Below are 19,865 nucleotides of genomic sequence, written 5' to 3'. Positions count from 1 at the left end.
AAACTATTCACCTAATCAACCCAATAAACTACTTACTATTTATAAACCTCTTTATTAGCCGAAGCTAATGTGTTTTTAAGCAAACCGACAATGGTCATCAAGCCTACGCCGCCCGGTACAGGGGTAATCCATGATGATTTTGGTGCTACGTTTTCAAAATCAACATCGCCGTAAAGTTTAAAGCCCGATTTTGTTGTAGTTGAGGTTTCGCGGTTCATACCCACATCAACAACTACTACACCATCTTTAACCATATCGGCCGTAATGAAATTCTTTTTACCGATAGCTACGATCAGTATGTCTGCATCGAGGGTGAATTTTTTGATATCGGGTGTACGGCTGTGGCAAATGGTTACCGTACAGTTGCCCGGCGTGGTGTTACGTGCCATCAGGATGCTCATTGGCGAACCAACGATATTGCTGCGGCCAACAACCACGCAATGTTTACCGGCAGTTTCAATACCGTATTCTTTAAGCATTAAAGTAATGCCATAAGGAGTTGCCGGTATAAACGATGGTAAATTACGCTGCATACGGCCCAGGTTAACCGGGTGAAAGCCGTCAACATCTTTACGATGGTCGATACGCTCGGTTACTTTTTCAGGATCGATATGTTTTGGTAGCGGAAGTTGTACGATAATGCCGTCGATATCAGAATCAGCATTGAGCTCTTCAACCTTTTTCAATAATTCATCTTCGGTAACGTCATCTTCATAACGTACCAGCGATGATTTGAAGCCAACTTTTTCGCAATTTTTCATTTTGCTGGCTACGTAAGTTTCGCTACCGCCATCGTGGCCAACCAGCACTGCCACCAAATGTGGTTTGCGGCCAGTTTTTTCTAATATCTTAGCTGCTTCTTCAGCTATTTCAACCTTAAGTTTTTCTGAAACGTATTTTCCGTCTAAAAGCTGCATTATTAAATGTGTTTAACCAAGTGATCAGGCAACGGAGGCAAACTTAAATTTGCCGGCTCTGATTTTACTCGTACTTTTATAAAAGGCCTGTTATCCAGGGATAGTTTTAATCCGTGATTTTGATTGATCTTGTTAATGATACTTTCAATAGTTTCTGTTTTATTGTTCAAGAGCATTTCAAATATAATTTTATTTGAATCTGCGTCTTTATTGAAAGCATCAATGTAATATTTCGGTACGCCGGCATCGTACACAATCCATTTGCCATAAACAAAGTCTCCTAAATGAATATGTTTAACAAATCCGGTTGCTGTAAGATATGTAACTAACCTGTACAGAATATATTAATTTATTCACTCTCGCTCCCCTTCAAAGGAATTAAGAGATTAATCCAACTTCAAAACTGCCATGAACGCCGACTGCGGTATCTCTACGTTACCTACCTGACGCATGCGTTTTTTACCTTGTTTCTGTTTTTCCAACAGTTTACGCTTACGGGAAATATCACCACCATAACATTTGGCGGTTACGTCTTTACGTAAGGCCTTTACTGTTTCGCGGGCTATGATCTTGGCGCCGATAGAAGCCTGGATAATGATCTCAAACTGCTGGCGGGGTAAAAGTTCCTTTAATTTTTCGCAGATCTTTTTACCAAAATCATATGAATTACCGCGGAAGATCAGGGATGAAAGTGCGTCAACAGGTTCGCTGTTTAAGCGGATATCGAGTTTAACCAAATCTGACTGGCGATAACCTATCTGGTGATAATCGAACGAAGCATAACCTTTTGAAATGGTTTTCAGCTTGTCATAAAAATCAAATACGATCTCGCCCATTGGCATCTCAAAAATCAGCTCAACACGCTCCGATGTAAGATATGATTGATTAGTGATGGTGCCGCGTTTCTGAATACAAAGCGACATTACCGGGCCAACAAATTCCGATTTGGTGATGATAGTAGCCTTGATGTAAGGCTCTTCCACAAAATCAATTTTTGATGGATCCGGCAGATCTGAAGGGTTATTTACAGTGAACGAGTCGCCTTTTGTAGTATGGGCCAGGTATGACACGTTGGGAACGGTAGTGATCACCGTCATGTTAAACTCACGCTCCAAACGCTCCTGGATGATTTCCATATGCAGCATGCCCAAGAAACCGCAACGGAAACCAAAGCCTAAAGCCGCTGATGATTCCGGTTCAAAAACCAACGATGCATCATTGAGCTGTAATTTAGCCATTGACTCACGAAGTTCTTCATAATCTTCGGTATCAACAGGATAAATACCTGCGAATACCATTGGTTTTACCTCTTCAAAACCTTGTATACCTTCTTCGCAAGGGCGGTCAACATGGGTAATGGTGTCACCAACCTTAACCTCTTTTGCTTCTTTTATACCTGATATGATATAACCTACGTCGCCGGTTTTGATTACGTCTTTAGCTAACGGGCGCAATTTAAGCGTGCCAACTTCATCAGCAAGGTATTGCTTCTCGGTAGCTACGAATTTTACTTTGTCGCCTTTGCGAATTTCGCCGTTAACAACTTTAAAATAGGCTATGATACCACGAAATGAGTTGAATACTGAATCAAAGATTAGTGCCTGTAATGGGGCTTTAGGATCACCTACCGGAGCAGGGACACGTTCAACAATAGCACGAAGGATATCATGCACACCCATGCCTGTTTTGCCTGATGCAGCAAGGATTTCTTCGCGTTTGCAACCAATCAGGTCAACTATCTGGTCTTTTACTTCCTCGGGCATAGCGCCGGGGAGGTCCATTTTATTCAGGATAGGGATGATTTCCAAGTCGTTCTCTAAAGCCAGGTACAGGTTTGAGATGGTTTGTGCCTGAATGCCCTGTGCTGCATCAACTATCAATAATGCACCTTCACAGGCAGCAATTGAACGTGATACTTCATATGAAAAATCCACGTGCCCGGGCGTATCGATCAGGTTGAGCACATATTTTTGTCCATCGAGCTCATAATCCATTTGTATGGCATGGCTTTTAATGGTGATACCGCGTTCGCGTTCTAAATCCATATCGTCAAGCAATTGTGCCTGCGATTCGCGCTGGGTAATAGTGTTGGTATATTCTAATAACCTATCGGCAAGTGTGCTCTTACCGTGGTCGATGTGTGCTATGATACAAAAATTACGAATGTGCTCCATTGAACCGCAAAAATAGCTTTTTAGGATGATAATTTGGTATTGAGTTTTTAATTGGCTTTTTATTTCTTTAACACTATAGTAACTCAAATAAACAAGCGGTTAAATTAAAGCAAAAATGAAAGAATACGCCATACCAGATAGTGTTTTCCTTTACCCTAACATAGCCGAGAAATAAAGCGAATGGGATTAACCAGAACAAGGAAACGAAGTTGAGGTGAATAATACCAAACAAGAAAGCTGAAATGAAAACAGCCTGCCCGGTATCGGCAATATTTAACAACGATTGCAGCAGATATCCCCGAAAGCCAAGTTCTTCAAACAAAGCCGGAGTTATCGCAGTGAAAAATATAATCAAACAGGCAGCGCCAGGCATGCCGGCAAAAATGGAGTAATAGTAATAGTCTCGCGAGAAGATGATAATATTGATCCAACTTGAAATGTAATGGATCAGCAGGTTGCTGGCCATTGCAATCGATCCATAAGCAGCTAACTTTTGCCATGAAAATGAAGGCCAGCGGAGTTGTTTTTTTATAATCATTCCAGTTATAGGTAAAAAACAATACCGCGGTTCCGGCACCGATAATTTCAACTACCAGGAACCAGCCAACTGTTTTAAAGTAGTCAACAAACGACGACAATGCACATACCACGATGTAAACCCCGTAAAACAAAGCAGCTTGCTTAAGCAATTGCCAGTTATGGGCGGTCTCATCGATTGCCGGATCCTCTTGCCGGTAGCCGCAGTTGCTGCAAAACTTTACGTTGACGGCGTTTGATGCACCACATTGTATGCAATGTACTGCTTCTGTTGCTTGGTGTTGTTCGGACAGCAAAAGACTAAGCTATATGTTTTTCTTTCCTGATTTTTTCTATTTCCATTGCCGATTTAATGCCTTTGATCATATAGCCAATAATCACTATTTTTATGATGATACCCCTGGCAATAGATATAGGATCAACTATGGCGTTTAACAACTGGACAATCACATACAGCGACAAGCCTGATATGAGACAGGCTAAGGGTTTCTTTTTGCTGTAAGCGCCCAAAACCAAGAACATAGCCGCCATTATTAAATCGGTTATGACTACAGCTACTACATCTTCTTCATCTTTATGCATGAAAAAATAAACCAGGCCGCTCAAAATAAAAACTCCTGCCAGGTAATATAATGTTGTACCCGCCTGTTTAAGCGTTTTATTATAGGTAAACATGTCTATTTCTTCAACCTGCCGTTCTGAAATAAATATGTTTTGTTCGGCTTCAGTCCCCTTTAGCGGATAGCCACATTGGGTGCAAAAGGTGTCTTCGGGCTTTGCTTGCGTGTTGCAGTGTGCGCAGTTTTCTGTTAATTGAACAGCTGCAGGAATTTGATTCTCCATTTAATTTTGTGATAAGGACTTAAAAATATTACACGAATATAATTATTGCAATTTAATTGTGTGCTAAAACAAATAATTTAGCCTGGTAAGATTTGATGATTTTATTATCGCCTATGTTTAAAAACTTCATCCCCGATATTTTATTAAGTTATATTCAAAGTAAACTCAATATTAAAATCATTAATGTTAATGCAGTGAGCGGTGGTGATATAAACGATGTCTACCATTTGCAATGCGACGATCACAGTTATTTATTGAAAGTAAATGACAGGTATAAGTTCCCCAATATGTTTGCGAAAGAGCAGCAGGGGTTGAAGGCTATTCGCCAAACTAATGCAATTGCAGTTCCTGAGTTTGTTTTGCAGGGAGAGTTAGGCAATGATAGTTACCTTGTTTTAGAGTGGATAAATGTTGGTTCTGCTAATGCGCCTGCTTCTTCTAAGTTGGGAATGCAGCTTGCTCAAATGCATAAAAAAACCAATACCCAATTTGGTTTTTATGTTGACAATTATATGGGTTCGCTAATTCAAACTAATAATTGGTATGCTACGTGGAGCGATTTTTTTATTGAACAGCGGTTGCAGCCGATGGTTGAAATGGCGGTAGACAAAAAGGAACTCTCCCGGACCGATATTCACCAGTTTGATCAGCTTTATAAAAAGCTTCCAGGTTTATTTACGGAAGAACCACCCGCATTACTGCACGGAGACCTTTGGGGAGGTAATTACTTGATTGATACCAGTGGCAAACCTTACCTGATCGATCCGGCGGTTAGTTATGGCAATCGTGAGTTTGATATTGCGATGACCACGCTTTTCGGTGGTTTTGACCGCTTTTTTTATGAGGCTTATAACCAGGAATTTCCGTTACGGCCTGGCTGGCAACAGCGTCTTAAACTTTGGAACCTTTATCCGCTGTTGGTTCACGTAAACCTGTTTGGCGGTACGTACGCCAACGAGGTAAGGGATAATCTTGCGGCATTTAGTTAGTTTGTGCCCTGTACAAAGACTGGTGTTTCGGTTACTTTAACAATAAGTTTCCCGTTAACTGTTTTTAGGGTTGTTTTAACAACATTACCGGCACCTGTTTTTAGTGTATAAACATTTGCTTTAGCTGTACCAAGATTAAGTGTATATGTACCTGTACGTGCCTGATAATCAGGGATGGTTAATATGTACATGCTTTGTGATCCCGATAGATATTTATCAACCAGTGGATCGGCATTAATGGTACTTGTGTAGGTGTAGTTACCCATTAATTTTGATGTTTGCAATATAAAATCGGCAGCAGGTCTGCGTTTGCCATTTTCGGCTAAACCAGATGTAGCATATTGAACAGCAACATTAGGAGCATCGTCAAAAAGCTGGTAATAAAATACACGTTGTATACCATGCCTGATGTAAAGAAGCGAAGTTCTTAAAATCCAATCTGCCTGGGTGTTTTTCGATGTCTTTTGCCCTACATCTAAAGCTCTCTGATAGCTTCCCTTGTTTATATCGTAGCCAGACTCGGTTACCCAAACAGGGATTGGTTTAACAAAAGAATTTGCATACTGAACAAACGAATCAGCAATTTGCCCCGCCATCGACAATTCCGGCGGCAGGCCAAACGTGGCAGGCTGATGTGTTAAAATATTACCGTTATTGTTGTAATAGTGGTAGTTAATAATATCAAAACACAGATTGATACTGCCGTTGGCCCTGTAACCACGGTTGATGCGGCACCACTCTACCATTTTCTTTACAAAATTTATGTCGGCTGTAGCTAATCCACCCATTACCACTTTCATATTAGGATCAGCATTTTTTACACCGACATTTTTTCCTAACTTCCCCTTGTTGCCATCATAAAAGGCCGACATGTTAGCTGCATACTCTTCAGCGGTTTGTTGTGTTGCCGATCCTTTCCACCATTTATCGCGCTCATTATCACACTCTACGTAAGTTATAAGGCCCATGCCCACTTTTACCTGGTTAGGCGAGTCATCTGCCCATCGCATGCTGGTGTCAACTTTTATCAATGCCCTGTTAATATTAGTATTATAACCATACCTGGCGGCAAATTGAAAGGCCATGTGCGCCTGGTCAATATAGCTTGCCGGATCAGCCTTACTTAAGCCATAAATAAGCGGCGCATTTTCAAGATCCCGCATATTGTTAGGATAAGTATTAACCAACCATGGCGGACAATTTTTTATATCTGCCAAAACCAATATGCCTTCCTGTTTGCAACGGCTATAAATGAGATCATAGTTCCAGTTGTCTTTATGAGTGGGGTTGAAGGTATAGCTGCCTTTAGTGCTTTCCATCCGGGCCCAGCCTAAATAATGCCTTACTGCACTGAATGACTTGATAAGGTTCATGTTGGTTTCGTAAATGGCTCCTTTTTGCTCCGGATTGGCGGGATCCTGCAAAAAATTCCATTCATACGCGTTTATGCCAAACATGTTTTTAAGCGGAATATTTGAACTCGTAGCTGAAATTGTGTGAATAGATTTAATAGTTGTAATGCCTTCTGAGCTTTTTTGCGGCCTGCAGCGATTAAATGAAAAAGTAAATAACGATAACATTAACAGTATCTTATGGTTAATTAACAGCTTCATTCTTTGAGTGGTCTTTAGCGGGTAAAGTACAATTAATCCGGGCCGATAAAAAGACTTCTTCAATAAATTCCATCGTTTACAAACAACAATCGGCTAACTTTTTGTGAAGGCTTTCCAATAAAATTTAACTTATTATAAACTGGGATAATTTAGTTTTTAACGAATGGGTTACCGCGCAGGTTACGATTTATTGTTATTGTAAAGGGGAAAGGTTGTCCGGCTCGTTCAAATAAACAGTGCAAATAAAAAGCCCGGAACACGCCGGGCTTTAAAATATAAGTTTTAAGGTTTATTTCACTCTTACATAAGTTTCAATGATCTCATGATCAACCTTGAGGCTGTCTATCTTCTCAATTCCTTTTTGAGTCAAGGTGTCATTTTTCATAGTGAGCTTAAATTTGAAATCCCTGTTTTCCCAATCGCGGGCATCGCAATAAGCCAGGTGCTCGGTATAATCATCGCCGGATAGGGTATAAGTGCCCGCGCCCGACGAATAAACCGGTTTGGCTGTTTTGCCGTGTACCAGGTCATGCGTGAAGAAGGCGAAGTTAGTGGCGTTAAACATCTTAAACATTTCCTGGTCTTTAGGAGGGGTGGTTACTGTAGTATCGCCCTTCATAATGCTTTTGCTTGATATCAGATGCCAGGTCCCGTCAAGCTTACCGGCCGGTTCGGTTGTTTCTGTAGTTGCCTTTGGCTGGTTACCGCATGAGCATAGGGCGAACAGTAAAAAAGATGCTAAGTAATAGGTTTTCATGGTGTTAATAAAGGTTATTGAGATACAATAATAACATAAAAAAAGCACCGGCTATCATATTTGCCGATGCTTTTTAAAATAATTTCAAAAGTTTATGTTATTCGCCGCGCTTAAGGCCAAATTTTTCAATTTTACTGTATAGGTGACTGCGTTGAATATCGATATCATCAGCAGTTTTTGACACATTCCAGTTGTTTTTCTCCAGCTTGAATTTGATGTATTCACGCTCGGCGAAGTCCTTATATTCCTGGAAGTTATTGAACTGATCAAAATCTGTTTGCGGGGCAGGAGCGGCTGTGCTGCCAGTGCCGACTGCTGCCGGTGCAGATGGGTTTGCAAACGCTCTAACATCGTTATCTGTAATAACTTTATCACTTAGGATGATCAAGCGCTCAACCATGTTGCGGAGTTCACGGATATTACCGGTCCATGGCAGGGCTTTAAGGGCCTCAAGCGCAGCATCAGAGATCTTTTTAACCGGCATGCCATATTCATTGCAAATCTCATCCAAAAAGCTTTGAGTTAACAGCGGGATGTCGTCTTTGCGTTCAATAAGCGGCGGTACGTGGATTAGTATTACACTTAGGCGGTGATACAAGTCCATACGGAAATTACCGGCTTCAATTTCTTTTAGCAGGTCCTTGTTGGTTGCCGCTACTACACGTACATCAACGTCAATTTCCTTTTCGCCGCCTACGCGCGTAATCTTATTTTCCTGTAAGGCACGCAAAACTTTAGCCTGGGCCGACTGGCTCATATCACCTATCTCATCCAAAAATAACGTTCCTCCATTTGCCGATTCAAACTTGCCAATACGTTGTTTGATGGCGGATGTAAATGAGCCTTTCTCGTGGCCAAATAGCTCACTCTCAATTAATTCTGAAGGGATTGCAGCACAGTTTACCTCGATAATGGGTGCAGCCGAGCGATTTGATTTTTCGTGGAGCCAGCGTGCAACCAATTCCTTGCCACTTCCATTGGCGCCTGTAACCAATACACGGGCATCGGTTGGGGCCACCCGGTCAATAGTTTCTTTTATTTTGAGGATAGCCTGCGATTCGCCTAAAATGGGGCGTACTTTTGATACTTTACGTTTAAGTACCTTAGCTTCAACAACAAGGCTTCCCCTATCAAGCGCGTTACGAACGGTAATAAGCAGGCGGTTAAGGTCAGGTGGTTTTGAAATAAAGTCAAACGCGCCTTTTTTGCTGGCCTCAACAGCGGTTTCAACCGTTCCGTGGCCTGATATCATAATAAAAGGTAGATCGGGCTTAATGGCGAGGCCTTCGGTAAGTACCTCCATACCATCCATGCGGTTCATTTTAATGTCGCACAGTACCAGGTCATAGTCTTTTTTTTCAATTAACTGAAGGCCGTCAACGCCGTTATCTACATCTTCAACCTCGTAATCTTCATACTCTAAAATCTCGCGAAGCGTGTTACGAATAGACCGTTCATCATCAATTATTAAAATTTTAGCCATGTTTTGTAATTATGTACCGATATGTAATTGTTGTTTGCTAATATATGGGTTTGTATAGAAAAACAAACACTTTTAATGTGCTATAAAGGTTTAAGGCGGATAAATGTTTGCAGGGTTGTAAAAATTTATTAAAAATAAATTGGTGTAAATAAAGAAACCCCTCGCTTTACAGCAAGGGGTTATACAGCAGCAAACCTATAAGCCGGGTTCTGTTTTGCCTTGTTAAAGGGCAACTTCTATCATTTATCTGGCCCTGTTATCACTAACAGGTTTAAACAACCTACCCATCCTAACGATTAGCCGTTGGGCTAATACGGGAGCGAGCAACTCCGCTTTCAGGACCTATTTGGTTTTTCAACTCCTGAGGTTTACCGTCATATCCGGTCGCCCGGTTACGCCGTGAGCTCTTACCTCACGTTTTCACCCTTACCCACCTAAGCGGGCGGTATTTTCTCTGTGGCACTTTGCTGTCGCCGGCTGCCGGCGCCTTCCCGTTAGGAAGCAGGATGCTCTGTGTTGCCCGGACTTTCCTCCGCCAAACAAGCTGGCAGCGATAGAACGTTTTGCGGTTGTAAAGATAGGGAAATTAGTTTAGTTCATGGTTGATGGTTCATAGATCATAGCAAAAGCTTGTAGTTCATGGTTCATAGCTTAGGGTATTTATCATAAACTATGAACCATGAACTATCATCTATGAACAAAAACTATTGACAATTTTTCAAATCATCCTGAACCTGTTGCAATGTAACAGTTCTCATTTTATTACCAAAGGAATTGGTAACGTAAGTAAGAACTTTAGCAATTTCAAGAGGGGCTATATCATCAGGCTGCATTTGGTCGTCAAAAGAGCGGCCTGCTACGGTTATTTTTCCCTTAAGGCCATTTTTGATAAAGCAGGCAAGTTTTCTCTTATTATTTTTTAAATAAATTGAATCTGTTAATGGAGGAATAAGTGCCGATAAACCTTGTCCTTTATCGCCATGGCAATTTTGACAATGCTGCTGGTAAACAAGGCTCCCGCCCGAGTAATAGCGTTTAAACTCAATTTGATCATCGCTTTGGCATGATGCGCCAACTACAACTAACAAAATGGCTATAATGCCTATTACCTTTAATTTCATTTGGCGGCAATTTGGTCAGGTTCGGCTTTCAGGGTTTTGATATCGGCAATCAGTTTGGTTACTTCTGCCGGGTCTGTTCCTTCGTAAGTACCGCGAAGGCGTTTCTGTTTATCTATTAAAATAAAGAAGCCATCATGAATGTATTCGCCTTTGGGATTTTTTTCGGATACACTTTGCAGGTAGCTTTTGGCAATTTTATAAGTATCGCCTTTTTTACCATGCAGCAACCACCAGGTATTGCCCGCAATCCCTAATTTATCCGCATAGCGTTTTAATACAGGCACGGTATCATATTTGGGATCGATGGTATGCGAAATGATCCTGAAGTTATCATCATTCTTAAACTCCTTGTATACATTAAGCATATTTCGGTGCATCACCGGGCAAATAGAAGGGCAGGTGGTGAAAAAAAAGTCGGCTACATAAATTTTTCCATCCAGGTTTTTCTGAGTGATGGTATCAGCATACTGGTTTACAAACTTGAAGGGTGGGATAGTGGCGTACTCAGTATCTGTTACTGTTTTGCCATTAACCGTTTTAGTTACCGGAGTTTTATAACCCAATACGGGAAGGGCGGTTTTAGTATTTGATTTGCAGGCATTGAAAAGCATTAATATCACAATGCCTATCCACGATTTCCTCATTTTTTTGCCGGTATTTGGGTTATATATTTAGTTGAGCCGGTAACAGCTACATTTATTTGCGTATCTATTTTGCTGATGAGCTTCTTTTGAGCTTCAAGATAGTCCATAATTTCCTGGTGCGATTTGCCTTTATTTTCCGCATCAAATTTATGCATCCAGTCGCTCATGGCATTATCGGCATCATCCACCAGTTTTAAATACACTTTTGCTGTGTCTTTATTGATATTTGGGGCATTGTTTTTTACAAGGCTATCCAGTAGCATCTTATTTTTCATCAATTGCTCGTCATTGGCCATTACTTTATCATGTACGGCAATTACCTGGTTCAAAAGATCTTTTTCCTGTTTTTTAGTGTCGGTACAACCTAACAGCAGGGCAACGCCCGCGGCTGCGAATAGATGTTTTTTCATGGTTTTTGATGCGTGATAAAACTTGGCAAATATGCTAAATGTTTAGCTGTTTAACACTCTTAAATAATAACTATAGTCTGTAACAGGTAAAGTTTTTGTACCCGCAAACTTTAGCTGTTGCCCAATTTGGGCCCTGGTATGTGTACCATGATTAAGAACCTGCGTAATAATATCGCCAAGTTGGTTTTCAAAATAGTCGCCGGTAAAGCTATGATACGGAATTATGTTATTCAGATCTTCCTCATCGATTTCGTTTAAAAATGTGACCCATGCTTCATAACGCTCCGGTACCTGTTTTTTGCATTGCTCAATTGTAACATTTTCGGGCCATGTGTTAGGCAGAGAAGAAGGGATAAGTTTGCATCTTTCGAGCCATACCTGTTCGGCGGCCAGCAGATGGCCCATCAGTTTAAGCGTTACCTCCGGCGAACCGTTTGCTTCCATTGTCTGTATCAACTGCTGATTGGCAAACAGGTTATAACCAAACATTTTTATAAAGTGTGTTTTCATAGCGTTTGTAAATTAATGGCTAATGTATTAAAGCAATTTTGTATATTTATGAAAATGCTGGTTAACAATTAAATAACATAGTTGTCACATTCAGCAAACATCTGCTTGTTACCTTTATTTTTAAAGTTAAATAACATAAGGGCATGAAATTCATTATCAATATTTCGAAACTGCTGATCAATTTCCGTCAGTGGATTATGCTTAAAAGTATGCGTTCGTCGTTCATACATTAAGTTATCACTTATAATTCTTCATTTATAAATATAATTGCACTTTTGGGCTTTTGTAGCTCAAATTAATGGAACTTACTGACCAGGAAATACATTTAAGCAAAGATCTTTTTGGTGCCGACTTTGAATGGGGCGTTTCAACTGCTGCTTTTCAGGTAGAAGGATCTCATGATGCCGATGGAAAAGGACTATCTGTGTGGGATGTTTTTACCACAAAAAAAGGAAAGATCCTGAATGGCGACCATGCACAAACCGCTTGCGATTTTTATAATTTGTATGAGCGTGATATCGACCTCATAAAAGAACTTAATATTCCCAATTTTCGTTTTTCTATATCCTGGACCCGTATTTTGCCCGAAGGCACCGGGAAAATTAACCAGGCCGGCATTGATTATTATAACCGGGTAATTAACTACTGCCTTAAGCAAGGTGTTGAACCCTGGTTAACTGTTTATCACTGGGACCTTCCGCATGTGCTTGAAGTTAAAGGCGGCTGGACAAATCGTGAAGCAATAACCTGGTTTAGTGAGTTCATCACTATCTGTGCTCAAAACTTTGGCGATAGGGTAAAACATTGGATGGTAATGAACGAGCCTGTAGTTTTTACGGGAGCCGGCTATTTTTTTGGCATCCATGCGCCGGGACGCAGTGGTATGAAAAACTTTGTACCCGCCATACATCACGTTACCATGAGTATTGCTGAAGGTGGCAGGATCCTGCGAAGATTGCTGTCCTCAACAACGCAAATAGGTACCACATTTTCGTGTTCGCAAATAGAGCCTTATACCGATAAACCCAGGGATATAGCTGCCGCCGTTCGTGCCGACGCGCTGATCAATCGGCTATATATTGAACCTTTGTTGGGCATGGGTTACCCAATAAAAGACCTGCCTGCGCTTAACGACCTGAAAAAGTATTTTTACCCCGGCGACGAGGATAAGCTGAGATTTGATTTTGATTTTATCGGCATACAGAATTACACCCGCGAAATTGTAAAATATTCTTTTTTTACGCCCTATATCAAAGCAAGTATGGTCAAAGCCGAAAAGAGGGGCGTTGATCTTACAGCTATGCGCTGGGAGGTTTACCCGCCTTCTATTTACCATATGATCAAAAAATATGATGCATATCCTAATGTTAAAAAGATTATCGTTACGGAAAATGGATCAGCTTTTCCCGACGAGGTTACTGATGGTGAAGTAAATGACCCCAAAAGATTAAAGTATTTAAAGGATTACATAGCACAGGTGTTAAAGGCAAAAAATGAAGGCTGTAAGGTTAATGGCTATTTTGTGTGGACCCTCACCGACAATTTTGAATGGGCCGAAGGTTATCATCCGCGTTTTGGGCTGATCCATGTTGATCATGCAACCCAGCAGCGCATGGTTAAAGCATCCGGCAGGTGGTATGCTGGATTTTTGAAATAAGCTGTTAGTTTTTAGGGAGCGTGAAATTAAAAGACGTGCCATTTTCGGTATCGCTCTCAAACCAGATACGGCCGTTATGATCTTCAATAATTTGCTTACAGATGGAAAGGCCAAGGCCAAATGATTTTTCGCCCGCAGTTCCGGGCCGTTTGGCATCTGTAAACATGTTAAACACCTGGTTTTTTAGCTTTTCGGGAATCCCTATACCGTGATCTTTTACTGAAATCTGGATTTCGTTTTCCAAATCAATGGCCATAACCAAAATAGCCGATCCTTCCGGACTGAATTTAATAGCATTACTGATCAGATTGCTGATCACCCGCCATATTTTTTCACGGCTAATGTAAATTTCGAGTGGTGAATTTAACAGGAAAGTATTGATAATCTGCTGCTTTTCAGCGGCCTTAAAACGCATCAACTCAACACTATTGCTCAATAAGGAATTAACTTCAACCGCTTCTTTATGTAATATAGCCGAAGCGGATTCAGTGGCTTCCAGAATTTCATTGATTAGTTCAATGGAGTTAAATGAAGTTTCCCGGATAATATTTAGCAGCTCTTTTTGTTCGTCGCTGTAATTTTCCTCTGTCATTACGCTGGTAAGCGAGGCTATTCCGCCTATAGGGTTGCGCAGATCATGTGCAACAGTGCGTAAAATCCGGTCCTTTTCCTGGTTATTGAGTTTTAAATCACGGAGGGCGCTTTCAAGGTGGTGGTTTTGATGGTTTATCTGGTTATTAAGGCTTCCAAGTGTTTTAATGTTCTTTTTTGATTTTTGCCAGTTTAAAAATACCAGGGAAATGATAATAATGAGCATCAGGGCAAAAACAACAGTTACTCTCAGATAAATATGCTGCAATTCATTGTTTTTTTTAAGGTTATTAAACTCGTTATCTTTTTCAAGGCTTTTAACCTGTTCTGCAACGTCGGCTTCTTTTAGTTTTTTGTTTTCATTTACTATGATGTCCTTAAGCTCATCGTATTGCTTATAGTGCGTCATTGCCTGCTGATGATTATTCTGCTTCTCGAAATAATTTGACATCAATAAGTGCCAGTTTTGTTTGGTTTCCCGACTTTGAACACTATCAAACTGGAGGCTGATAATATTGAGGAGGTTTAATAAAGAGTCATTTAAGTTTTGCCGATCGTATATAGATGCAAGTTTTAATTCGGAGTGTTGAGCGTCATTATTATCGTTTCCTTTGCGCAGATTGATAGCTATACTTTTTCTAAGCAGGCTTTTAGCCTTGTTATAATCTTTTTGCCTGATACTTATATCAGCCATATTGCCATATACAACGCCCTTGGATACTTCCCCCATTTGGGGCCTGTCTTTAAACCTTGCTGTGTTATCATTAATGTAATCAAGGGCCTTGTTGTAAAAATACATGGCACTATCATTCATCAACATTTTACTGTAGCTTAAACCTATATTATTCAATAATTCCTGTCTGCGATAAAAATAATTGAAGTTCCCTTCGCATGACCTGGTTTCATCAAAGCTTTCCTTAAAATATTCTGCGGCCCGGCTGTAATGTTCCTGCTTATATAGTATCATGCCCATGCGATAGCTATAATCACCCATGGTACATTCATCAAGGTTATTATTGGCAATTACTTTCCCTTCGTAAAAATAACCGTAAGCTTCGTTGTAACGATGTTCGTCAAATAACACGTCTCCTTTGGCAAGATGAGCCTGTCCATATTCACTGGTAAATTTTAGCTTCTTCTCCGGCGTATCGAAAACATTGAGCATACTGTCGGCGTACAGCAAAGCCATTTTTCGATCGGCCTTTATATGCGAAGCATAATTGTAGATAAAATAATAGTAATTATAAACTTGTTTGAAGCTAAGGTTGCTTGAATGACGGAAAGCTGAATCAAGATAATTTACTGCTGCATTATGATGCCCATTATCATACATTATAGTTGCAGTGTCAACGGCTTTATTATATGCTGAAGACGAAAGAAAGCCCTTTGACTGTTGCCCGCATGAAGTGGTTATCAGCAAAAAGCAAACAAAAAGCAAACAACCCTGTATATTACCGGTTAGCCATATTTGCCTGAAGCTTTTGTATATAAACATCAATATTAAATTATGCGAGGTTTAGAGTTAGTTGTAAAACAAGGGTAATCTATAAAAAAAATAAAAATGACCAGGCCGTTTTACCAATTTTTTTATCTATTTATCATCCGTTCAAAGTAAATCGGTTTGGAATAACTGATATATTAAGACGCCTGAGCCGGAAGATAGACGTAAAAACTTGAACCATTATTTGATTCACTTTTTAGCCAGATCCTGCCGCTATGTTTTTCAACTATTTGACGGCAGATGGAAAGCCCGAGGCCAAATGATTTTTCGCCGTCGGTGCCAGGCCGTTTAGCTTCGGTAAACATATTAAACACCTGTTGCTGTAATTTATCAGGAATACCTATACCGTAATCTTTAACACATATTTCAACGCCTTGATGTTTTTGGTTTACAATTACATAAATAACGGCACCTTTGGGACTAAACTTTATGGCATTACTGATAAGGTTGCTGATAACCCGCCATATTTTTTCCCTGTTTATCAATATTTCAGTAGGTGTATCCAATAAGCTAAGCATGATATCCTGGTCTTTTTCGGCCGCCTTAAACCGCAGCAGATCAACACTTTTATTAATGAGGCTGTTAATTTCAACCCATTCTTTATTAAAAGTCATGTTGGCAGTATTTGCCGCCTCTAAGATTTCATTAATGAGTTCGAGGGAATTATAGGAAGTTTCTTTTATGAGGTTGATCAGGTCTGTTTGTTCTTCATCACGTGCATCATCAACCATTGAGGCCGATAACGATGCTATTCCTCCGAGCGGATTGCGGAGGTCATGTGCTACAGCCCGTAGAATTCGGTCTTTTTCCCGGCTACCCCGGTTTACTTCTTCAAGTGTGTTTTCTAATTCCGTTTTTTGCAGCTTAATTTGGTCATTTAGTGTTTTTATAGCTACGATATCTCTTTTTGACCTTTTAAGGTTACGAAAAACAAGGAAGATAATGATCACTGCCATCACTGAAAAAAGCACAGCAAGGTAAATGTATATCAATTGCAGTTTATTGTGGCTTTTAAGGTCTTCTATCTGATTTTCTTTATCAAAATTGGCCTGTTGTTGATTAATATCCGTCCGTTTTAACGATGAAGTCCTTTTTGTTGCCGAATCTTTTAATGATGAATAGTTTTTTAAATACAACAAGCTATTCTGGTAATCTTTTTTTTGCAGGTAATAAGTACTCATTAACCCATTCCAGTTGGTTTCAGCGTCATCATTTTTGATAGCATCGAGCTGGGCGCGGAGTCTTTTCAGCAGTTCAAAAAGGTCGTTTGGTTTATTGGTTATTAAATATAGCCGGGCAAGTTTTATTTCGGTTAATTCGGCATCGCGGTTGTCATAACCTTGTTTTAAATTAATGGCGATACTTTTTTTCAGTAATTCGTGTGCCTGGTTATAATTATGGGTTAATAAAGCCAGATCGCCCTGGTTGCCGTATACCACACCTCTTGCAACTTCAAGCAGGTTTGCTCTTTCGGCAAACCTGGAACTGTTTTCATTGATATAAACAAGCGCTTTATTTAAATAAAAGCTTGAGCTGTCAATATCGCCACTGTTTTTATAGCTCTCGCCAATATTATCCAAAAGTTCTTGTCGCTGGTAAAAGGCGCGAAAATCATCGGGATAGGCATAGCTTTGCCTGTGGCTGATCTTGAAATAATTGGCCGCTTCTCTAAAATGCCCCTGTTTAAACATGATCATCCCCATCCGGTAGGTGTATTCGGCCAGGATGGCATCGTCAATGGCGTTTTTGCCGATAGAGTAACCCTTGTAAAAATACCTGTAAGCCTGATCGTACCTTACCAGGGCCGAATAGGCATCGCCGGTAGCGAAATCGGCTTCGGCAGTTAATTTAATATGCTGATCCGGGGTAACACTTTCGGTAGCCACAGCCCGCATCGTATCAGCATAAAGCATGGCTTTTTTAGGGTCATGCAGCCCTTTTAAATTGTAAAGAAAATGGAAGGCATAAAAACGGAACCTGTCGCTTACAAATGGGTTTTTTATAGTACGGTAAGCTGAGTCAAGGTACCGAATGCCCTTATGTGGTTGAGACCTTTCGCCATTATACAGGTTTACCGTATCAAATATTGTTTTAAACTGCCTGGAGTAATCGCCTGTATCATTGATGCTATTTGCACAGGAATTAAATATCAATAGAAAAGCGAGGGCCAGCCAAATTAAATGGTTGACCAGCAGTTTGTTTAAACTAACTGGGCTATCAGGGGTTGACAACATTAAGTGGTTACACAACAAATATAACGCTCATAATTATAATGAGCAATATTTATGCGCATGAATAACACCGGCGCTGCTAAAAGTCAAAGTATATTGATTATCCATTATTTAAAAGCATCGAGTCCGGTAACATCCATACCGGTAATAAGCAGGTGGATATCATGCGTACCTTCATAAGTTATTACCGATTCAAGGTTCATCATGTGCCGCATAATAGGATACTCGCCGGTAATGCCCATACCGCCGAGCATTTGCCGGGCTTCACGGGCTATAGTAATGGCCGTTTCAACGCTGTTTCGCTTAGCCATTGATATTTGGGCAGGAGTAGCCCTGTTTTCGTTTTTAAGTACCCCAAGGCGCCAAACTAACAACTGTCCTTTGGTAATTTCAGTTATCATTTCGGCCAGTTTTTTTTGCTGAAGCTGAAATCCTGCTATTGGCCGGCCAAACTGCTCACGTTCTTTGGTGTAACGGAGGGCTGTGTCGTAACAATCCATCGCGGCGCCTAATGCACCCCAGGCAATGCCATAACGTGCCTGGTTTAAACAACCCAAGGGGCCTTTTATACCAGCTACGTTGGGCAGCAGGTTCTCTTTTGGGACTTTAACATGATCAAAAACAAGCTCGCCGGTTGCCGATGCCCTTAACGACCATTTATTATGGGTGGTAGGTGTGGTGAAACCTTCCATGCCGCGCTCAACTATCAGCCCGCGAATTTTACCAGCTTCATCCTTAGCCCAAACAACTGCAATATCAGCAAAGGGCGAATTGGAGATCCACATTTTAGCGCCGTTAAGGATATAATGGTCGCCGGCATCTTTAATGTTGGTGGTCATGCCACCAGGGTTTGAGCCATGATCGGGTTCTGTAAGGCCAAAGCAACCCATTAATTCGCCGCTCGCCAGCTTAGGCAGATATTTTTTACGCTGTTCTTCACTGCCGTAGGCATAAATAGGATACATCACCAGCGAACCCTGAACCGATGCTGTTGAACGAATGCCCGAATCGCCCCGCTCTAATTCCTGCATGATAATGCCGTAAGCAGTATAATCTAAGCCCGCTCCGCCATATTCTACCGGTATGGTAGGCCCAAAAGCGCCTATTTCGGCAAGGCCCTTTAACAGCTGTGAAGGGAATTCAGCTTTTTGAGCGTACTCTTCAATAATAGGGCTCAATTCCTTCTTCACCCAATCACGAACTGATGAGCGGATCAACTTATGCTCATCGGTTAGTAACTCATCTAATAAATAATAATCGGGGGCTTCGTACAGATCTGTTTTGGCCATAATATTATAGTTGGTGGGCAAATATAAAGCATTTATCGCCGGTAAAAGCAAGTCGAAAAGGCCGTTTTTGATGTGTGAAGCCACTTTATGGCAAAAAGCAGGTTTAAACGGTTTAAAGCATGTTTTTGATTGGAAAATATTTTTTGGAGTGCCGGAAATCAGCTGGAATAAAAATATTTTGAAAAGTCTTTCTATAGAGAATGAGATTTAGAGAGGGCTTTTTTTTATTTTTGGCCATGATCAATATAGCCCTACAGGGCGCGGAGTTTTTCGCGTACCATGGATTTTATCCCGAAGAACAAAAAATAGGTTGCCGTTTTTTAGTTGATGTGAATGTTGGTTTTGTGCCTCCCGGCGATTTGCTGGAAGATAATCTAAGCAAAACTGTTGATTATGAACGTGTGTATATTATAACATGCGAAGAGATGAAACAGCCACGTAAATTGATTGAAACCGTTGGCCAGGCAATTATCGATCGTATAAAAAAGAAATACCCGTTTGTTGAAAGTATTGAGGTTACCATTAAAAAACTTACTCCGCCCTTAAGCGGTAAGGTAGCGCATTCGGCTGTTATTATAAATTACAAGAAATCCTGATC

Annotated in this window: 17 protein-coding genes, 1 other RNA gene and 1 pseudogene; 3 read left to right on the top strand and 16 right to left on the bottom strand. The window is 40.7% G+C overall.

Annotated elements, in window-relative coordinates; translation table 11 throughout:
- Positions 1 to 35: 35 nt before the first annotated feature.
- The 5 genes and pseudogenes from BLP33_RS07005 to BLP33_RS06985 form a co-directional block, all read right to left on the bottom strand.
- Positions 36 to 917: a bifunctional 5,10-methylenetetrahydrofolate dehydrogenase/5,10-methenyltetrahydrofolate cyclohydrolase gene (locus tag BLP33_RS07005; protein ID WP_090525987.1), complete on the bottom strand. Its 882-nt coding sequence runs from the start codon at positions 915 to 917 to the stop codon at positions 36 to 38.
- 386 nt (positions 918 to 1,303) lie between these two features.
- Complete coding sequence (gene lepA / locus BLP33_RS06995; RefSeq protein ID WP_090526250.1) at positions 1,304 to 3,091, bottom strand: translation elongation factor 4; 1,788 nt, start codon at positions 3,089 to 3,091, stop codon at positions 1,304 to 1,306.
- A 73-nt stretch (positions 3,092 to 3,164) separates the two neighbouring features.
- The gene (locus BLP33_RS06990; RefSeq protein WP_090525985.1) at positions 3,165 to 3,629 is read right to left on the bottom strand and encodes a CPBP family intramembrane glutamic endopeptidase; all 465 of its coding nucleotides are present in this window, start codon (positions 3,627 to 3,629) and stop codon (positions 3,165 to 3,167) included.
- A gap of 199 nt (positions 3,630 to 3,828) precedes the next feature.
- Positions 3,829 to 3,924, bottom strand: a pseudogene (locus BLP33_RS27835) (zinc-ribbon domain-containing protein); the annotation flags it as partial.
- A 4-nt stretch (positions 3,925 to 3,928) separates the two neighbouring features.
- Complete coding sequence (locus BLP33_RS06985) at positions 3,929 to 4,471, bottom strand: zinc ribbon domain-containing protein (protein WP_090525984.1); 543 nt, start codon at positions 4,469 to 4,471, stop codon at positions 3,929 to 3,931.
- A 113-nt stretch (positions 4,472 to 4,584) separates the two neighbouring features.
- Between BLP33_RS06985 and BLP33_RS06980 the strand changes: the two genes are divergently transcribed.
- The gene (locus tag BLP33_RS06980) at positions 4,585 to 5,460 is read left to right on the top strand and encodes a fructosamine kinase family protein (protein ID WP_175489957.1); all 876 of its coding nucleotides are present in this window, start codon (positions 4,585 to 4,587) and stop codon (positions 5,458 to 5,460) included.
- On the opposite strand, the gene BLP33_RS06975 is transcribed toward BLP33_RS06980, so the two are convergent.
- The 8 genes from BLP33_RS06975 to BLP33_RS06940 all read right to left on the bottom strand — a co-directional run bounded on the left by BLP33_RS06975 (position 5,457) and on the right by BLP33_RS06940 (position 11,998).
- A complete protein-coding gene (locus BLP33_RS06975; protein WP_139159946.1) occupies positions 5,457 to 6,917 on the bottom strand; it encodes a hypothetical protein in 1,461 nt (486 codons plus the stop codon). The genes BLP33_RS06980 and BLP33_RS06975 overlap by 4 nt on opposite strands.
- Positions 6,918 to 7,362: 445 nt before the next feature.
- On the bottom strand, positions 7,363 to 7,830 hold the full coding sequence (locus BLP33_RS06970; protein ID WP_090525981.1) for a hypothetical protein: 468 nt from the start codon (positions 7,828 to 7,830) through the stop codon (positions 7,363 to 7,365).
- A 97-nt stretch (positions 7,831 to 7,927) separates the two neighbouring features.
- Entirely contained in the window at positions 7,928 to 9,313 is a 1,386-nt protein-coding gene (locus BLP33_RS06965) for a sigma-54-dependent transcriptional regulator (protein ID WP_090525980.1), read from the bottom strand.
- Between the two features lie 182 nt (positions 9,314 to 9,495).
- Positions 9,496 to 9,883: RNase P RNA component class A (gene rnpB, locus BLP33_RS06960), an RNA gene on the bottom strand.
- 134 nt (positions 9,884 to 10,017) lie between these two features.
- Positions 10,018 to 10,434: a c-type cytochrome gene (locus tag BLP33_RS06955; protein WP_090525979.1), complete on the bottom strand. Its 417-nt coding sequence runs from the start codon at positions 10,432 to 10,434 to the stop codon at positions 10,018 to 10,020.
- A complete protein-coding gene (locus BLP33_RS06950) occupies positions 10,431 to 11,078 on the bottom strand; it encodes an SCO family protein (RefSeq protein ID WP_090525978.1) in 648 nt (215 codons plus the stop codon). Before BLP33_RS06950 ends, BLP33_RS06955 begins: the two co-directional genes overlap by 4 nt.
- A complete protein-coding gene (locus BLP33_RS06945; protein ID WP_090525977.1) occupies positions 11,075 to 11,488 on the bottom strand; it encodes a hypothetical protein in 414 nt (137 codons plus the stop codon). The genes BLP33_RS06950 and BLP33_RS06945 overlap by 4 nt, the downstream gene beginning before the upstream one ends.
- A gap of 42 nt (positions 11,489 to 11,530) precedes the next feature.
- Positions 11,531 to 11,998: a DinB family protein gene (locus BLP33_RS06940; RefSeq protein WP_090525976.1), complete on the bottom strand. Its 468-nt coding sequence runs from the start codon at positions 11,996 to 11,998 to the stop codon at positions 11,531 to 11,533.
- Between the two features lie 298 nt (positions 11,999 to 12,296).
- Between BLP33_RS06940 and BLP33_RS06935 the strand changes: the two genes are divergently transcribed.
- Entirely contained in the window at positions 12,297 to 13,655 is a 1,359-nt protein-coding gene (locus BLP33_RS06935) for a GH1 family beta-glucosidase (protein ID WP_090525975.1), read from the top strand.
- A gap of 4 nt (positions 13,656 to 13,659) precedes the next feature.
- On the opposite strand, the gene BLP33_RS06930 is transcribed toward BLP33_RS06935, so the two are convergent.
- The 3 genes from BLP33_RS06930 to BLP33_RS06920 all read right to left on the bottom strand — a co-directional run bounded on the left by BLP33_RS06930 (position 13,660) and on the right by BLP33_RS06920 (position 19,267).
- Positions 13,660 to 15,741 (bottom strand): tetratricopeptide repeat-containing sensor histidine kinase, encoded by a 2,082-nt coding sequence (locus tag BLP33_RS06930; RefSeq protein WP_090525974.1) that lies wholly within the window; start codon positions 15,739 to 15,741, stop codon positions 13,660 to 13,662.
- 143 nt (positions 15,742 to 15,884) lie between these two features.
- Positions 15,885 to 17,981: a sensor histidine kinase gene (locus tag BLP33_RS06925; protein ID WP_090525973.1), complete on the bottom strand. Its 2,097-nt coding sequence runs from the start codon at positions 17,979 to 17,981 to the stop codon at positions 15,885 to 15,887.
- A 104-nt stretch (positions 17,982 to 18,085) separates the two neighbouring features.
- Positions 18,086 to 19,267 (bottom strand): acyl-CoA dehydrogenase family protein, encoded by a 1,182-nt coding sequence (locus BLP33_RS06920; protein ID WP_090525972.1) that lies wholly within the window; start codon positions 19,265 to 19,267, stop codon positions 18,086 to 18,088.
- A gap of 200 nt (positions 19,268 to 19,467) precedes the next feature.
- Here BLP33_RS06920 and folB point away from each other — a divergent pair, with 200 nt between their 5' ends.
- The gene (folB, locus tag BLP33_RS06910; protein WP_254780075.1) at positions 19,468 to 19,863 is read left to right on the top strand and encodes a dihydroneopterin aldolase; all 396 of its coding nucleotides are present in this window, start codon (positions 19,468 to 19,470) and stop codon (positions 19,861 to 19,863) included.
- The last annotated feature ends 2 nt before the right edge of the window (positions 19,864 to 19,865 follow it).

Source organism: Mucilaginibacter sp. NFR10, assembly GCF_900100445.1.
GTDB classification, from domain to species: Bacteria; Bacteroidota; Bacteroidia; order Sphingobacteriales; family Sphingobacteriaceae; genus Mucilaginibacter; species Mucilaginibacter rubeus.
The sequence above is the reverse complement of the archived record's forward strand: the minus strand, read 5'-3'. Positions and strand labels throughout refer to the sequence as shown.

What these genes read in the sequence shown, in the direction of transcription:
- BLP33_RS07005 (WP_090525987.1), bottom strand. Translation starts at nt 917, where the DNA reads ATGCAGCTTTTAGACGGAAAATACGTTTCAGAAAAACTTAAGGTTGAA.
- lepA (WP_090526250.1), bottom strand. Translation starts at nt 3,091, where the DNA reads ATGGAGCACATTCGTAATTTTTGTATCATAGCACACATCGACCACGGT.
- BLP33_RS06990 (WP_090525985.1), bottom strand. Translation starts at nt 3,629, where the DNA reads ATGATTATAAAAAAACAACTCCGCTGGCCTTCATTTTCATGGCAAAAG.
- BLP33_RS06985 (WP_090525984.1), bottom strand. Translation starts at nt 4,471, where the DNA reads ATGGAGAATCAAATTCCTGCAGCTGTTCAATTAACAGAAAACTGCGCA.
- BLP33_RS06980 (WP_175489957.1), top strand. Translation starts at nt 4,585, where the DNA reads ATGTTTAAAAACTTCATCCCCGATATTTTATTAAGTTATATTCAAAGT.
- BLP33_RS06975 (WP_139159946.1), bottom strand. Translation starts at nt 6,917, where the DNA reads ATGTTTGGCATAAACGCGTATGAATGGAATTTTTTGCAGGATCCCGCC.
- BLP33_RS06970 (WP_090525981.1), bottom strand. Translation starts at nt 7,830, where the DNA reads ATGAAAACCTATTACTTAGCATCTTTTTTACTGTTCGCCCTATGCTCA.
- BLP33_RS06965 (WP_090525980.1), bottom strand. Translation starts at nt 9,313, where the DNA reads ATGGCTAAAATTTTAATAATTGATGATGAACGGTCTATTCGTAACACG.
- BLP33_RS06955 (WP_090525979.1), bottom strand. Translation starts at nt 10,434, where the DNA reads ATGAAATTAAAGGTAATAGGCATTATAGCCATTTTGTTAGTTGTAGTT.
- BLP33_RS06950 (WP_090525978.1), bottom strand. Translation starts at nt 11,078, where the DNA reads ATGAGGAAATCGTGGATAGGCATTGTGATATTAATGCTTTTCAATGCC.
- BLP33_RS06945 (WP_090525977.1), bottom strand. Translation starts at nt 11,488, where the DNA reads ATGAAAAAACATCTATTCGCAGCCGCGGGCGTTGCCCTGCTGTTAGGT.
- BLP33_RS06940 (WP_090525976.1), bottom strand. Translation starts at nt 11,998, where the DNA reads ATGAAAACACACTTTATAAAAATGTTTGGTTATAACCTGTTTGCCAAT.
- BLP33_RS06935 (WP_090525975.1), top strand. Translation starts at nt 12,297, where the DNA reads ATGGAACTTACTGACCAGGAAATACATTTAAGCAAAGATCTTTTTGGT.
- BLP33_RS06930 (WP_090525974.1), bottom strand. Translation starts at nt 15,741, where the DNA reads ATGTTTATATACAAAAGCTTCAGGCAAATATGGCTAACCGGTAATATA.
- BLP33_RS06925 (WP_090525973.1), bottom strand. Translation starts at nt 17,981, where the DNA reads ATGTTGTCAACCCCTGATAGCCCAGTTAGTTTAAACAAACTGCTGGTC.
- BLP33_RS06920 (WP_090525972.1), bottom strand. Translation starts at nt 19,267, where the DNA reads ATGGCCAAAACAGATCTGTACGAAGCCCCCGATTATTATTTATTAGAT.
- folB (WP_254780075.1), top strand. Translation starts at nt 19,468, where the DNA reads ATGAGATTTAGAGAGGGCTTTTTTTTATTTTTGGCCATGATCAATATA.